Source organism: Pseudomonas sp. LB3P58, assembly GCF_054897895.1.
In genome coordinates this window covers 4,919,174-4,933,262 of record NZ_JBUBVE010000001.1, presented here as the reverse complement: position 1 = coordinate 4,933,262, position 14,089 = coordinate 4,919,174, and the positions used below count along the sequence as shown (strand labels likewise).

Genomic DNA, 14,089 nt, shown 5'->3' with positions numbered 1-14,089 from the left:
ATTTTCATCCGCTATGATCCAACGCCCGCAAAGGTTTAATGCCTTAGTCCGTTGCACCACAGAATGCAAAAACCAGGAGCTCTTCATGTTCACCAAGCAGCGTTTGATTATTGTCGCTACGGCTGTGGCCTTGCTGTCTGGCTGCGCCTCGCCTAACCCTTACGACAACCAGGGCCAGGCCGACGGTGGTTCCACGGGCATGAGCAAAACCGCTAAATACGGTGGCCTCGGCGCTCTGGCCGGTGCTTTGGCCGGTGCCGCCATCAGTCACGATAACCGTGGCAAGGGCGCGCTGATTGGCGCTGCGGTGGTGGGTGCTTCCGCTGCCGGTTACGGTTATTACGCCGACCAGCAAGAGAAAAAGCTGCGCGCCAGCATGGCCAACACCGGGGTGGAAGTGCAGCGCGAGGGTGATCAGATCAAATTGATCATGCCGGGTAACATCACCTTCGCCACCGATTCGGCGAACATCGCGTCGGGTTTCTATCAGCCGCTGAACAATCTGGCGGGCTCGCTCAAGGAGTTCAGCCAGAACCAGATCGAGATCGTCGGCTACACCGACAGCACCGGCAGCCGCCAGCACAACATGGACCTGTCCCAGCGTCGCGCCCAGAGCGTGGCGACTTACCTGACGTCTCAGGGCGTGAGCGGTGCCAACCTGTCGGCTCGCGGTGCCGGGCCGGATAGCCCGATTGCCAGCAACGGTGACGTCAATGGCCGGGCGCAGAACCGTCGGGTCGAGGTCAACCTGAAGGCGATTCCGGGTCAGCAGTATGGCGGCCAGCAGCAAGGCACTGTTCAGTAGTATCCATAATCGTCTGACTGAACCCCAGGCGTAAAAAAGCCCGCCCGATCCTCAACAGATCGGGCGGGCTTTTTTGTATCGACAGCTCTGGCCCCATCGTCGGAACGCCGCCCGGAGCAAGCTCGCTCCCACAGGGGAACGCATTCCAAATGTGGGAGCGAGCTTGCTCCGGGCGGCGTTCCGACGATGGGGCCTGAGCAGGCAACAAAAAAACCATCAGCAATTAAAAAGCCCCCAGACAATCACTCATCCGGGGGCTTTTTCATGTCGCGCGAAACCTGATTACTTCTTCAGGCCGTAATGCTCATCGAGCATGCCCGGCGCGTTCGGGGCTTTGGGAGCGTAGTCGCGAGGCGGCTCCTGATTGCGCGGCGGCGTCAGGCGTTCCCGTGGGGCGGTTGCCGCATCGGCGTGCAGCGAGGCCAGCAGGCGTTGGCGGGTTTGCTCGTCCAGGGCCAGGCGGTTGGCGCCCTCGGCGAGGTGATCCTGCACTTCCTGATAGCTCGCAGTCAGTTTCTTGACCAGGGTTGCAGTGCTGTTGAAGTGGGTGACCACCTCGTTCTGATAACTGTCGAAACGTTCCTGAATGTCATCCAGCTGACGTTGTGTGCTGCTAGGCGCGGCATTCGGCACCAGGCGAGCGATCAGGAAACCAATGGCGACACCCACAACCAGGGCAAGAGTCGGCAACAACCAAACTAAGAGCGAGTGTTCCACGAGTCCTTCCTCTATAAACGGCTTTGCTTTACGTTAACGGCTCGAACCTGCGCTGTATACCGCGATTCACTCGCAATAGATTGGCACAGACAATTTGCTAGACGAGTCGACCCGATTCGAGGTCACGGAGTTCCTTCCTTGCTTATGCGCGAAACCCCTGTAGTGATTGATGGCCCGGTCGGCCAACTGGAAGCCCTGTATTTGGAAAACAAGGGCCTGGACAATGAGCAGCCACGCGGCATTGCGCTGATCTGCCACCCGAACCCGGTGCAGGGCGGCACCATGCTCAACAAAGTCGTCTCGACCTTGCAGCGCACCGCGCGCGATGCCGGTTTGATTACTTTGCGTTTCAATTATCGCGGCGTCGGCGCCAGCGAAGGCAGTCACGACATGGGCACCGGCGAAGTCGACGACGCCCAAGCCGTTGCCGAATGGCTACGAGCCAAACACCCCGAGTTGCCGCTGACGCTGTTCGGATTCTCCTTCGGCGGTTTTGTTGCCGCAAGTCTCGGCGGACGCCTGGAAGCGAAGGGCGAACAGCTGAAACATTTGTTCATGGTCGCGCCCGCTGTCATGCGTCTCGGCGATCAGGATCAACTGCCGCAGCAAGGCGAACTGATCCTGATCCAGCCGGAAACCGACGAAGTCATCGATCCGCAAGCCGTCTACGACTGGTCCTCGAAACTCGAGCGTCCCCATGAGCTGCTGAAAGTGGCAGAATGCGGACACTTTTTTCATGGCAAGCTGACCGATCTCAAGGATCTGATCCTGCCGCGTCTTTCGAATTGATTGCAGTCTGACAAGCGATTACCCATGACGACTCGTACCCGTATCCTCACCGGCATCACCACCACCGGCACGCCGCACCTGGGCAACTATGCCGGCGCCATCCGCCCGGCGATCATCGCCAGCCGTGACAGCAATGCCGATTCGTTCTACTTCCTGGCCGACTACCACGCCCTGATCAAATGCGATGACCCGCTGCGCATCCAGCGCTCGCGTCTGGAAATCGCCGCGACCTGGCTGGCCGGTGGCCTGGATGTGGACCGCGTAACCTTCTATCGCCAGTCCGACATTCCGGAAATCCCAGAGCTGACCTGGCTGCTGACCTGCGTCGCCGCCAAGGGCTTGCTCAACCGCGCCCATGCCTACAAGGCTTCGGTGGACAAGAACGTCGAAACCGGCGAAGACCCGGACGCTGGCATCACCATGGGTTTGTACAGCTACCCGGTGCTGATGGCCGCGGACATTCTGATGTTCAACGCCCACAAGGTGCCGGTCGGTCGTGACCAGATCCAGCACGTGGAAATGGCCCGTGACATTGGCCAGCGCTTCAATCACCTGTTCGGTCAGGGCAAAGAATTCTTCACCATGCCCGAGGCGCTGATCGAAGAGAGCGTCGCCACGCTGCCAGGCCTCGACGGTCGCAAGATGTCGAAGAGCTACGACAACACCATTCCGTTGTTCAGCAGCGCCAAGGAAATGAAGGCCGCGATTTCGCGGATCGTTACCGACTCCCGTGCCCCGGGCGAGGCGAAAGATCCGGATAACTCGCACCTGTTCACCTTGTTCCAGGCCTTCGCCACCCCGGCGCAGTCCGACGAATTCCGCAGCGAATTGTTGCAGGGCCTGGGTTGGGGTGAGGCGAAGAATCGTCTGTTCCAACTGCTCGACAGCGAACTGGGTGAATCCCGCGAGCGTTATCACCAGTTGATCGAACGCCCGGCTGATCTGGAAGACATCCTGCAGATCGGCGCCAAAAAGGCCCGCTCGGTAGCGACACCGTTCCTCCACGAACTGCGTGAAGCGGTTGGCCTGCGTTCTTTCGTCGCTCAGACTCAAGTCGCTGCCACCACCAAGAAGAAAGCCGCGAAAGCCGCGCGTTTCGTCAGCTTCCGTGAAGACGACGGCAGTTTCCGCTTCCGTCTGCTGGCGGCCGACGGCGAGCAACTGCTGCTGTCGCGCAACTTCGCCGACGGTAAAACCGCAGGCCAGGTGACCAAGCAGCTGCAATCGGGTCAGCCATTGGACGTGCGCAACGAAGACCTGAGCTTCAGCGTCTGGCTGGAAGGCGAGTGCGTTGCCGACAGCCCGGCCTTTGCTGACAGCACCGCTCGCGATGCTGCCATCGAGACCCTGCGGGTTGCTCTGACGCCGGTTCAGGAATAAATCAGCGGCTCGGCCCGACCAAGGGCCGATTGCCATTCCGACGGGCCGTCGCTACAGTGACGGCCCGTTTTTGTTGCCTTGCTAACGAATTATGACGCCCCTAGAACGATATCAAGCTGATCTGAAACGCCCGGAATTCTTCCATGACGCCGCGCAGGAAACTGCGGTGCGCCATTTGCAGCGCCTGTACGACGATCTGGTCGCGGCCTCGCACAGCAAACCGGGTCTGTTCGGCAAACTGTTTGGCAAGAAAGACGCGGCACCGGTCAAGGGTCTGTACTTCTGGGGCGGCGTCGGCCGGGGCAAGACCTATCTGGTCGACACCTTCTTCGAAGCGCTGCCGTTCAAGGAAAAGGTCCGCACTCACTTCCACCGCTTCATGAAGCGCGTGCACGAAGAGATGAAGACCCTCGGCGGCGAGAAAAACCCGCTGACCATCATCGCCAAGCGTTTCTCTGACGAAGCCCGGGTGATTTGTTTCGATGAGTTCTTCGTGTCCGACATCACCGACGCGATGATCCTCGGCACGCTGATGGAAGAGCTGTTCAAGAACGGCGTGACCCTGGTCGCGACCTCGAACATCGTGCCGGACGGTCTGTACAAGGATGGCCTGCAACGTGCGCGCTTCCTGCCGGCCATTGCGCTGATCAAGCAGAACACCGAGATCGTCAACGTCGACAGCGGCGTCGATTATCGTCTGCGTCACCTTGAGCAAGCGGAGCTGTTCCACTTCCCGCTGGATGATGCGTCCCACGAAAGCCTGCGCAAGAGCTTCCGCGCCCTGACGCCGGAATGCACGGCAGCCATCGAGAACGATGTGCTGATGATCGAGAACCGCGAAATCCGTGCCTTGCGCACCTGCGATGACGTGGCCTGGTTCGACTTCCGCGAACTCTGCGACGGCCCGCGCAGCCAGAACGATTACATCGAGCTGGGCAAGATCTTCCACGCCGTGTTGCTCAGCGGTGTCGAGCAGATGAGTGTCACCACCGACGACATCGCCCGACGCTTTATCAACATGGTCGACGAGTTCTACGACCGCAACGTGAAGCTGATTATTTCCGCTGAAGTCGAGCTCAAAGACCTCTACACCGGCGGTCGCCTGAACTTCGAGTTCCAGCGCACCCTGAGTCGTCTGCTGGAAATGCAGTCCCACGAATTCCTGTCCCGGGCGCATAAGCCGTAGGACATTTCGGAAAATGAGAAAGGCCTGCATTGTAGGCCTTTTTTGTGCGCCCAGTCGCGACGTTCGTCAGCTGGCTACCAGCAGTCCAATAAACGGAATGATCAGCAACGTGCTGATGGCCATGGCCAGTACATTGCCGATGAAACCGTGCATGTCGGCCGGCAACCGCTTGGCAATCGCGCAGGCCAGTGGTGGCGCAATCAGTGCGCCCAGCAGTGCGCTCGCGGTGATCACCTGCCAACTGCCGCCGTACGTCAGAATGGCCGCCGGCACCACGGACACCAATGGAACGTAGGTGGGATACCAACCGCGCGACATCCATTGCCGACGCCAGATCACCACCCCCAACGCTGAGGTCAACGCCTGGGCGCCGATCAGTTGGGGCAATAGGCCCGAGCCGTAAACCGGGCTCATCGGGTTCCAGGTGTAGGCCAGCAACGCCCCCAGTAACAGGCCGAGGCTGGCCAGTTCATTGCCAAAGAACGGCGCTTCCGAAAAGTCGGCCAGCACCCGACGCAAGCTCCAGACGACCCCGTAGTCTGGCGTCTTGGCGGTGACAGTTGCGGGCGGAGGAGCGGATGGCTTCTGCGACGGCTCGGACTTCACCAGGCTCGGCAGGTAACGACAGAGCAGAAAAGCGCCGACGCTGGCGACCGCCATGCCCGTGACATTGCCGATCACCGCCGGCAATCCAAGGGGGTTGCAGACGTAATTGACGATCAACAAGCACATCGGAGTGACGAACACGGCGCCCATGATTGCGCCATTGATTGTGACCTTCCAGCCGCCGCCAAACATCAGCACCATCGCCGCCGGCAGCGAAACAAACGCCGCAAACGTCGGTTGCCAACTGGTGGCCGTGACCGTCCAGCCCCACAGCAGGTTACTCAGCAACAGCCCAAGCAACGAACTGGTCACCAGCCACGGCCATAATCCCGTCCCATAGGAGATGGCAAAACCTTGCCAGGCTTTTCCCGTTCGATTCGCCCAATAAGCCAGATAGGCGCCGGCCAACAGCCCTATTGAAGCGAACTCATGTTTGTAGAACGCAACCTCGCTGATGTCGCCCAGTACCCAGCGCAACCAGGCACTGGGTTCGGGGAGACTCGAGACCATGTCACTGTAACTTGGCCAATGCGCTTCCCAGACGGAACGGTAGGTGAATGAAAGCCAGACAATCAGCAGTGTCGTGCCGATCATCAGCAGGATGATCGCAAGATCCAGCGGCGACCTGCCGGCAAGCCGATTTCTTTCGGTTGTGGTTTCCATCAGTCATTCCCCCTTGTCAGCGCGGCAGACAAGGGTGCTGGGTGTAACCGAGCATTTGATCGTAGAGATCGGTGCGACGATCGCGATGCAGATCGTTCAGGTTGTTCCAGATCGGCGCACTGCGGGAGCTGGTCAGGTCGATGTCGGCAAACAGGATTTCCTGCTTGTCCGCTGAGGCCACCTGGCCAATCGGCCAGCCGTTGGTGCCCGCGATCAGCGAGCAGCCCAGGTAACGTGCACCTCGCTCTTCGCCGATCCGGCTCGCCGCCGCAATAAACACATTGTTGACGTGAGCCGCCGTCATTGTCAGGTACGACGCCATGCACTTGCCGGCGTCATCGAACAGCGGCGGAGGTGTCCACACCCAGTTGTTCAGGCTGCAAATGATGTCCGCGCCTTGCTGACTGAGGATTCGCGGCACTTCCGGGAACCAGATGTCCCAGCAGATCAACAATCCGATACGGCCAATAGGCGTATCGAAAACTGGAAAGCCCTGATCTCCCGGTGTGAACCACAGCTTCTCCAGATTCCACAAATGGGCTTTGCGATACTTGCCGATAAAACCGTCAGGCCCGACCAGAACGCCGGTGTTGAACAGCCGCATGCCATCGCGCTCGGTCAAGCCTGCCACCAGGTAAACCTGGTACTGGCGGGCGAAGTCCACCCAGATTTGCACACTCGGCCCGTCGGGAATCACCTCCGAATGGTCGAACGCGTCTTGCCGATTGCTGAAGAAATAACCTGTGCTGCAAAGCTCGGGCAGCACGATGAGATTGGCACCGCCGTTTACCGCTTCCAGGGCCAACTCCAGACCATGACGCAGATTACCTGCTCGTTTCTCTTTGCCGACTTGTGGGTCGAATTGCACGACTGCTACACGAACAGGACTTGTTGGCTCGCTCATTCTCGATGACCTCTTTTTTATTGTTATTCACGCTGTTTAGTTGCGTGTTTATAAGAGTTGAAATGGCATTTTTGCGTAAGTCAGCGGCTTCCGTTTGAGCTGTAGTCCGCGTCCGAAGATCGCGCAGGGCAGAGCGCCCGAATTCTTCTGCCGGGGCGCAAGATGGCGTAATAGAGCGGTTACGCAGAGACAGAACCAACGCGCAGGGCGCATTGGTTCTGGGCGATGGAGCCGGATGTCAATTGCGGACGCGGTAGTGCGGGTAGTCGCTCATGCAGAATCCGCCGTTGAATACCGCTGCGGTTTTATTGCAGATATGAATCACGGCATCCACGGCGCCGCGAAAGCACGGCTCTGTCCAGCCGGCATCGACTGAAAACGATTCGCCGGAAAAATACAGGCCGGAAACATGCGAGAAATCCCGGTTGTACTTCATCAGGCTCACCGCGTCGTAATAAGTACCGGGCCTGTATAACTTTGCGCAGCCCAACGCGTTTCTGTCCGTCATCCAGCGTTGGACCACAGCATGTTCAGTTTTAATGTAGGGAGAGATCTTCTGTTGGATATTGGCGGAATTCATCAGTATCCGGTCGAGTTCCTCTACGCACTTCGCCACCAGTTCCTGGTCGTTAAACGGCGCCAGTTTGGTGGCGTCATCCTCCCACGTGTAACTTAGTAATATGCAGTCGTATGGATAATTCTCGTTATAGCGATAGCTGTATACGTCATGAATGAAACTGTCGGTTACAATCGCGTGGGGGATTCGGGTTTTGCTTGAAAGGAATGATTTGCTTAAGGGGGCGTACACTTTGCAACTTGTTTCCCAATGTGCTGTTTTGTAAGCGTTGATCATCGCGAATGGCAGCATCTGCTGATTGAAGTTTTCGAGCCGGATACCTGTTTCGATCAACCATGAAGGCAAGGTCATGATGACGGCGTCAAAGTCATCGAACAGTTCCTGCGATTGACAGGGCTGGCTGAATTTCCATGTGTAGTAGACGCGTACTTTTTGATCGTCCAGCTTCTTCAGTTTGTTGACGGATGAATCGGTGAAAAATCCGTCGCCTCTTTCAAGACAATGTTCGTAGAACGATTTGTGCGCGCTGTCGGTGTTCATGAACAGCAGGCATTCGTCCAGCGCCGCGAGGCCGATGTAGCGCGGGCTGTCGAAAGGCAGGCCCTTCGCATCGAGAACGGCGTCGCTGTGCAAGTAAGGCGCGGGAAGCGGTTCGCCGCATGAATCGACCCGACCGTGAACCAGTTGCAGGCGACTGCTGAATCCGAAAATGGCGGTACGCAGTGGGTAGAGCGCGCACACGTCATAAAAAGCGCCCCAACTACCATCGCCGATGCCAATCGAATAGAACAGGGTGGATTCGTACGAGTTCATTCCGACTCCGCCGAAATCTCCTGGCTTGTCCTTGTTCCAGGTTTCCAGCACCGGCATGCAGACCAGATCGCGAAACGAAACACGCTCGTACCTGTCGACGATGGCCGCCCAGACGGCTTCCCACTCCTGCGTGGCGTAGATCAGCGCAATCTGGCGAGTCATCCTGGCGGCAAAGGCCTTCCACTTGGCATAAACCGTTTGCAGCGCCTCGTCGGGTGGAGGCGTCAAGCCGTCTTCATTCGTCCAGATCAACATGTGCGGATTCGCGCGACCACCCAGGCTGCCTTCCTGGAGATAAATGCCTGTCGAACTCACCCACTGACTTCCCGGATTGGGGAAGTCCGATAGCGCCAGGTCAAATGCCTTGGCGTAGTAAGCCATCAGCGATCGACCCTCTTTGGGTGGCTCGTTTTCTCTATTGAAAAATGGCAGACGCATGGCGCCCATCTCGAAAGGTGTATGACTTTCTTTTATTGGATGGCTGCCATGGACGGTCAGGTGCCTGCCGCCAATGCGTGTCGATTGTTCTATCAGTGTCACGTCGGTAAAACCGCAACGATAAAGTTCTCGGGCGGCAGTGAGTCCGGTAACGCCTGCGCCAATGATGCATATTTTATGGGTGGGATCAGTTGCCTTTGCTACGCCGTGTTCCTGCTCAATTAACGCTCGGTAGTCAAAGCATAAGTCCGGCGGATTTGGGAATCGGCCTGACCATTTATTTTTAGCCTGGAGATTTTCGGTCTTGTCGTTAAATGAGAGAAGCTGGGGACTTGTTTCTGTGGTCATTGTTGATCTTCCCTGAAGTGCAGTTCAGCTGGCGGGAAGACTATATTGGGGTTCTCAGTAAGCGGCTCGCAAGCGTACAAAGGACTTGTTCGGTACTCTGCATTCCGTTTTTCATGTAAGGGAAATAATCACGCGATCGTTATCTTTAAACACTGTTGGTGTTTGCAGTTTAATTCTGAAACAGGCGCCGCTTGGCAATTCCGTGGCGGCGCCTATATCAACAGTTATGCAGCCTGTTGAAACTGCTGCCGATACTGGTTCGGCGACAGCTCGGTGTGCTGGCGGAACAGCCGAGCGAAGAAGCTCGCGTCGTCGTAACCGACTTCATAGCTGATGGTCTTGATGCTCTTGCGGCTGCCGGAGAGCAGGCCCTTGGCGGTTTCGATGCGCAGTCGTTGCAGGTAATGCAGCGGCTTGTCGCCGGTGGCGGTCTGGAAGCGCCGCATGAAATTACGGATGCTCATGCCGTGTTCGCGAGCCACGTCTTCGAAGCGGAATTTGTCGGCGAAGTGTTCTTCGAGCCAGTGCTGGATCTGAAGGATGATCACATCCTGGTGCAGCTTCTGACCGCCGAAACCGATTCGTCCTGGCGAGTAGCTGCGCTGCACTTCATAAAGAATGTCCCGCGCGACGGCCTGGGACACGTTGGCGCCGCAGAAGCGTTCGATCAGGTAAATGTAAAGGTCGCAGGCCGAGGTGGTGCCGCCCGCGCAATACAGGTTATCGGCATCGGTCAGGTGCTTGTCCTGATTGAGCTGAACCCGCGGGAAGCGTTCGGCAAATGCATTGAAGAAGCGCCAGTAAGTGGTCGCTTCCTTGCCGTCGAGCAGCCCGGCCTCGGCCAGCCAGAACACCCCGGTGGCTTCGCCGCAGAGTACTGCGCCGCGAGCATGTTGCTGACGCAGCCAGGGCAGGACCTGTGGATAACGTTGGCAAAGGGTGTCGAAATCGTCCCAGAAGGCTGGAAGGACAATGATGTCGGCGTTTTCCAGGCCGCCGTCCACCGGCATGACCACATCGCTGAAGCTGTTCACCGGTTTGCCGTCGGGGCTGACCAGGCGGGTTTCGAACGCCGGAGTCAGGCCTTGGCCCAGTTGTTTGCCGTAACGCAGGCTGGCCAGGTGGAAGAAATCCTTGGCTTGCATGAGGGTGGAAGCGAAAACCCGGTCGATAGCCAGGATGCTGACGCGCCGCAAGGGCGTGGAGACTTGGTTAGACATAATTCAACTTTATTCTTATAGGGGAAAGTGGTCACCAGACGGCTGGATCGTCTTATTTTTTGTCTGATGTGTCCAGTGTCCTGTATCGGATGCGGGGCATAGTCTCTGGAGGTCAATTCCGGCTAACAATAACGACAGGTGCCGCATGATCCCCAGAACCTTGTTCAGTTCCGAGCACGAACTTTTTCGCGACAGTGTGCGAACGTTCCTCGAAAAAGAGGCCGTGCCGTTCCATGGGCAATGGGAAAAACAAGGCTATATCGATCGCAAACTCTGGAACAAGGCAGGGGAGGCGGGGATGCTGTGTTCGCATTTGCCGGAAGAGTACGGCGGCCTGGGGGCGGACTTTCTCTACAGCACAGTGGTGATCGAAGAGATCGGTCGTCTCGGCCTGACCGGTATCGGTTTTTCCCTGCATTCGGACATCGTCGCGCCGTACATCCTGCATTACGGCAGTGAAGCGCTGAAACACAAATACCTGCCGAAACTGGTGTCTGGCGAGATGGTCACGGCGATTGCCATGACCGAGCCGGGTGCCGGTTCCGACCTGCAAGGGGTGAAAACCACCGCGGTGCTCGATGGCGACGAGTATGTGATCAACGGTTCGAAGACGTTCATCACCAACGGCTTTCTCGCTGACCTGGTGATTGTCGTGGCCAAGACCGATCCGAAGGCTGGCGCGAAAGGCACCAGCCTGTTTTTGGTGGAAGCCAACACCCCAGGCTTCGCCAAGGGCAAGCGTCTGGAAAAAGTCGGCATGAAGGCTCAGGACACCTCGGAACTGTTCTTCCAGGACGTTCGGGTACCCAAGGAAAACCTGTTGGGGCAGGCCGGGATGGGCTTCGCGTACCTGATGCAGGAATTGCCTCAAGAGCGTCTTACCGTTGCCATCGGCGGGCTGGCTTCGGCTGAAGCTGCGTTGCAATGGACGCTGGATTACACCCGCGAGCGCAAGGCATTCGGCAAGGCGATCGCCGACTTCCAGAACACCCGTTTCAAACTGGCGGAGATGGCGACCGAGATTCAGATCGGTCGGGTCTTCGTCGATCGCTGTCTGGAACTGCACCTGCAAGGCAAGCTCGACGTGCCGACTGCGGCGATGGCCAAGTACTGGGGCACCGACCTGCAATGCAAGGTGCTCGACGAGTGCGTGCAGTTGCACGGCGGCTACGGTTTCATGTGGGAATACCCGATCGCCCGGGCGTGGGCGGATGCGCGGGTGCAGCGGATTTATGCGGGGACCAATGAAATCATGAAGGAGATTATTGCGCGGTCGCTGTAATGCAGCGTGATCGTTAGACCGCCTTCGCGAGCAAGCTCGCTCCCACAGGTGACGGTGATCCCCCTGTGGGAGCGAGCCTGCTCGCGAATGGATCTAAAGATCAATCAAGGTGCCGGATTCGGATGATCCTTGTGAATCGCCTCGATCCCTTCCAGTACCTCTTCCGACAATTTCAGATCAAAACTGGCGATGTTGCTTTCAAGCTGCTCCATCGTCGTCGCGCCAATGATGTTGCTGGTCACAAACGGCTGCTGAGTGACAAACGCCAACGCCATTTGCGCCGGGTCCAGGCCGTGTTCACGCGCCAGTGCCACATAACGACTGCACGCGGCTTCCGACTGCGGGTTGAAATAGCGGCTGAAGCGGCTGTAGAGGCTAAGGCGGCCTTTGGGCGGGCGCGCGCCACCTTCGTACTTGCCCGACAGGAAACCGAACGCCAGCGGCGAATAGGCGAGCAGGCCGCATTGTTCGCGGATGGCGATTTCTGCCAGACCGACTTCGAAGCTGCGGTTGAGCAGGTTGTACGGGTTCTGGATCGACACCGCACGCGGCCAGCCACGGGCTTCCGCCAGGGCGAGGAAACGCATGGTGCCCCATGGCGTTTCGTTGGACAGGCCGATGTGGCGGATCTTGCCGGCCTTGACCTGCTCGTCCAGCGCTTCGAGGGTGTCCTCCAGCGGCGTGAGGTTGGCTTCGGTCTGGTGTTTGTAACCGAGCTGACCGAAGAAATTGGTGCTGCGCTCTGGCCAATGCAGCTGGTAGAGGTCGATGTAGTCGGTCTGCAAACGCTTGAGGCTGGCATCCACGGCTTCGGTGATGTGCTGGCGGTTGTGTCGCAGGTTTTTGTCGCGGATGTAGTCGATGGTGTTGCCGGGGCCGGCGATCTTGCTGGCCAGGATCCAGTCGGCGCGATCACCGCGGCTTTTGAAGTAATTGCCGATGTAGCGCTCGGTGGTGGCGTAGGTTTCGGCCTTGGGTGGCACTGGGTACATCTCGGCAGTGTCGATGAAATTGATCCCGGCGCTCTTGGCCCGTTCAATCTGGGCGAAGGCTTCAGCCTCGCTGTTTTGCTCGCCCCAGGTCATGGTTCCTAGGCAGATGGCGCTCACGTTCAGATTGGTTCGGCCTAGCTGTCGATAGTCCATCGGGTGCTCCTTGGGCAAAACAATCATAAAAGCAGGTTGAATTATTTTTCGCAATCTGCATAATTGCGCACCTCTTTCTGCAGTGGAAGTGATGCGCCGCCGCCGAAGAATCTTGCCGTTGAACGGACGCGCCGACCCGAGCCCCCGAAAGCGTCTGTATCCGGCTGCCTTTGACTTGTCAAAGTACGCACTATTCAGTAAGATCCGCCGTCTAATTTACAGGGCGGCCCCTGAGGCTATAAAGAATGAAAACTTTTACTGCTAAACCGGAAACAGTACAGCACGACTGGTTTGTCGTCGACGCTGCAGGTCAGACCCTGGGTCGTCTGGCCACCGAAATCGCGAGCCGTCTGCGTGGCAAGCATAAAGCTGAGTACACTCCTCACGTTGACACCGGCGATTACATCGTCGTTATCAATGCCGAGCAGATTCGTGTAACCGGTGCTAAAACCACCGATAAAATCTACTACTCCCACTCCGGTTTCCCGGGCGGCATCAAGTCGATCAACTTCGAAAAGCTGATCGCTAAAGCCCCTGAGCGCGTGATCGAGACCGCGGTCAAAGGCATGCTGCCTAAGAACCCGCTGGGTCGCGACATGTATCGTAAGCTGAAAGTCTATGCGGGCGCTGTACACCCTCATACTGCTCAGCAGCCCCAAGAACTGAAGTTTTAACGGAATAGTTCATTATGTCGGCGACTCAAAATTACGGCACTGGCCGTCGCAAGACCGCAACCGCACGCGTTTTCCTGCGTCCGGGTACTGGTAACATCTCCATCAACAACCGCACCCTGGAAAATTTCTTCGGCCGCGAAACTGCCCGCATGGTAGTTCGTCAGCCGCTGGAACTGACTGAGACTGTCGAGAAATTCGACATCTACGTCACCGTGATCGGTGGTGGTGTAAGTGGTCAAGCTGGCGCAATCCGCCACGGTATCACTCGCGCACTGATGCAGTACGACGAAACCCTGCGTGGCGCTCTGCGCAAAGCTGGCTTCGTTACTCGCGATGCACGTGAAGTTGAACGTAAGAAAGTTGGTCTGCGTAAAGCGCGTAAGCGTCCGCAGTACTCGAAGCGTTAATTCGCTTTTACGTTCAAGAAGAACGCCCAGTTTCCTCGCGAAGCTGGGCGTTTTTTTATGGGCGCGATTTATCAAAGAATTGCTCTGTGACAACTTGCCACAGCCGTAGAAGCCCTATACTGCAAGGCTTGGCAG

Annotated in this window: 13 protein-coding genes; 7 read left to right on the top strand and 6 right to left on the bottom strand. The window is 57.7% G+C overall.

The window, feature by feature from the left end; translation table 11 throughout:
- Nucleotides 1-85: 85 nt before the first annotated feature.
- Nucleotides 86-805 carry an OmpA family protein gene (locus ACYZTZ_RS22945; RefSeq protein ID WP_461999795.1) on the top strand — a complete coding sequence of 240 codons (720 nt, stop codon included), beginning with the start codon at nt 86-88 and terminating at the stop codon, nt 803-805.
- Between the two features lie 282 nt (nt 806-1,087).
- On the opposite strand, the gene ACYZTZ_RS22940 is transcribed toward ACYZTZ_RS22945, so the two are convergent.
- The gene (locus ACYZTZ_RS22940) at nt 1,088-1,522 is read right to left on the bottom strand and encodes a Z-ring associated ZapG family protein (RefSeq protein ID WP_223429660.1); all 435 of its coding nucleotides are present in this window, start codon (nt 1,520-1,522) and stop codon (nt 1,088-1,090) included.
- Between the two features lie 144 nt (nt 1,523-1,666).
- On the opposite strand from ACYZTZ_RS22940, the gene ACYZTZ_RS22935 reads away from it, so the two are divergent.
- The 3 genes from ACYZTZ_RS22935 (at nt 1,667) to zapE (ending at nt 4,877) form a co-directional block, all read left to right on the top strand.
- On the top strand, nt 1,667-2,311 hold the full coding sequence (locus ACYZTZ_RS22935; RefSeq protein WP_461999794.1) for an alpha/beta hydrolase: 645 nt from the start codon (nt 1,667-1,669) through the stop codon (nt 2,309-2,311).
- A 24-nt stretch (nt 2,312-2,335) separates the two neighbouring features.
- The gene (locus ACYZTZ_RS22930) at nt 2,336-3,691 is read left to right on the top strand and encodes a tryptophan--tRNA ligase (protein ID WP_461999793.1); all 1,356 of its coding nucleotides are present in this window, start codon (nt 2,336-2,338) and stop codon (nt 3,689-3,691) included.
- A gap of 91 nt (nt 3,692-3,782) precedes the next feature.
- Nucleotides 3,783-4,877, top strand: a complete 1,095-nt coding sequence (zapE, locus tag ACYZTZ_RS22925; protein WP_008155962.1) for a cell division protein ZapE — start codon at nt 3,783-3,785, stop codon at nt 4,875-4,877.
- Nucleotides 4,878-4,943: 66 nt separating this feature from the next.
- On the opposite strand, the gene ACYZTZ_RS22920 is transcribed toward zapE, so the two are convergent.
- From ACYZTZ_RS22920 to ACYZTZ_RS22905, 4 genes are all read right to left on the bottom strand, one after another.
- A complete protein-coding gene (locus tag ACYZTZ_RS22920) occupies nt 4,944-6,146 on the bottom strand; it encodes a hypothetical protein (protein WP_461999792.1) in 1,203 nt (400 codons plus the stop codon).
- A gap of 16 nt (nt 6,147-6,162) precedes the next feature.
- Nucleotides 6,163-7,050: a nitrilase family protein gene (locus tag ACYZTZ_RS22915; protein WP_461999791.1), complete on the bottom strand. Its 888-nt coding sequence runs from the start codon at nt 7,048-7,050 to the stop codon at nt 6,163-6,165.
- A 238-nt stretch (nt 7,051-7,288) separates the two neighbouring features.
- The gene (locus ACYZTZ_RS22910) at nt 7,289-9,226 is read right to left on the bottom strand and encodes a flavin monoamine oxidase family protein (protein ID WP_461999790.1); all 1,938 of its coding nucleotides are present in this window, start codon (nt 9,224-9,226) and stop codon (nt 7,289-7,291) included.
- Between the two features lie 224 nt (nt 9,227-9,450).
- The gene (locus ACYZTZ_RS22905) at nt 9,451-10,347 is read right to left on the bottom strand and encodes a GlxA family transcriptional regulator (protein WP_177338842.1); all 897 of its coding nucleotides are present in this window, start codon (nt 10,345-10,347) and stop codon (nt 9,451-9,453) included.
- A 244-nt stretch (nt 10,348-10,591) separates the two neighbouring features.
- Here ACYZTZ_RS22905 and ACYZTZ_RS22900 point away from each other — a divergent pair, with 244 nt between their 5' ends.
- On the top strand, nt 10,592-11,728 hold the full coding sequence (locus tag ACYZTZ_RS22900) for an acyl-CoA dehydrogenase family protein (protein WP_046048264.1): 1,137 nt from the start codon (nt 10,592-10,594) through the stop codon (nt 11,726-11,728).
- 104 nt (nt 11,729-11,832) lie between these two features.
- Here ACYZTZ_RS22900 and ACYZTZ_RS22895 read toward each other — a convergent pair whose 3' ends face one another.
- Nucleotides 11,833-12,873 (bottom strand): NADP(H)-dependent aldo-keto reductase, encoded by a 1,041-nt coding sequence (locus ACYZTZ_RS22895; protein ID WP_046048263.1) that lies wholly within the window; start codon nt 12,871-12,873, stop codon nt 11,833-11,835.
- A 245-nt stretch (nt 12,874-13,118) separates the two neighbouring features.
- On the opposite strand from ACYZTZ_RS22895, the gene rplM reads away from it, so the two are divergent.
- Nucleotides 13,119-13,547, top strand: a complete 429-nt coding sequence (gene rplM / locus ACYZTZ_RS22890) for a 50S ribosomal protein L13 (protein WP_046048262.1) — start codon at nt 13,119-13,121, stop codon at nt 13,545-13,547.
- A gap of 14 nt (nt 13,548-13,561) precedes the next feature.
- Nucleotides 13,562-13,954: a 30S ribosomal protein S9 gene (gene rpsI, locus ACYZTZ_RS22885; protein ID WP_003216038.1), complete on the top strand. Its 393-nt coding sequence runs from the start codon at nt 13,562-13,564 to the stop codon at nt 13,952-13,954.
- The last annotated feature ends 135 nt before the right edge of the window (nt 13,955-14,089 follow it).

Coding starts and splice junctions, on each gene's coding strand:
- rpsI (WP_003216038.1), top strand. CDS start 13,562: ATGTCGGCGACTCAAAATTACGGCACTGGCCGTCGCAAGACCGCAACC.
- rplM (WP_046048262.1), top strand. CDS start 13,119: ATGAAAACTTTTACTGCTAAACCGGAAACAGTACAGCACGACTGGTTT.
- ACYZTZ_RS22920 (WP_461999792.1), bottom strand. CDS start 6,146: ATGGAAACCACAACCGAAAGAAATCGGCTTGCCGGCAGGTCGCCGCTG.
- zapE (WP_008155962.1), top strand. CDS start 3,783: ATGACGCCCCTAGAACGATATCAAGCTGATCTGAAACGCCCGGAATTC.
- ACYZTZ_RS22900 (WP_046048264.1), top strand. CDS start 10,592: ATGATCCCCAGAACCTTGTTCAGTTCCGAGCACGAACTTTTTCGCGAC.
- ACYZTZ_RS22910 (WP_461999790.1), bottom strand. CDS start 9,226: ATGACCACAGAAACAAGTCCCCAGCTTCTCTCATTTAACGACAAGACC.
- ACYZTZ_RS22935 (WP_461999794.1), top strand. CDS start 1,667: ATGCGCGAAACCCCTGTAGTGATTGATGGCCCGGTCGGCCAACTGGAA.
- ACYZTZ_RS22895 (WP_046048263.1), bottom strand. CDS start 12,873: ATGGACTATCGACAGCTAGGCCGAACCAATCTGAACGTGAGCGCCATC.
- ACYZTZ_RS22945 (WP_461999795.1), top strand. CDS start 86: ATGTTCACCAAGCAGCGTTTGATTATTGTCGCTACGGCTGTGGCCTTG.
- ACYZTZ_RS22915 (WP_461999791.1), bottom strand. CDS start 7,050: ATGAGCGAGCCAACAAGTCCTGTTCGTGTAGCAGTCGTGCAATTCGAC.
- ACYZTZ_RS22930 (WP_461999793.1), top strand. CDS start 2,336: ATGACGACTCGTACCCGTATCCTCACCGGCATCACCACCACCGGCACG.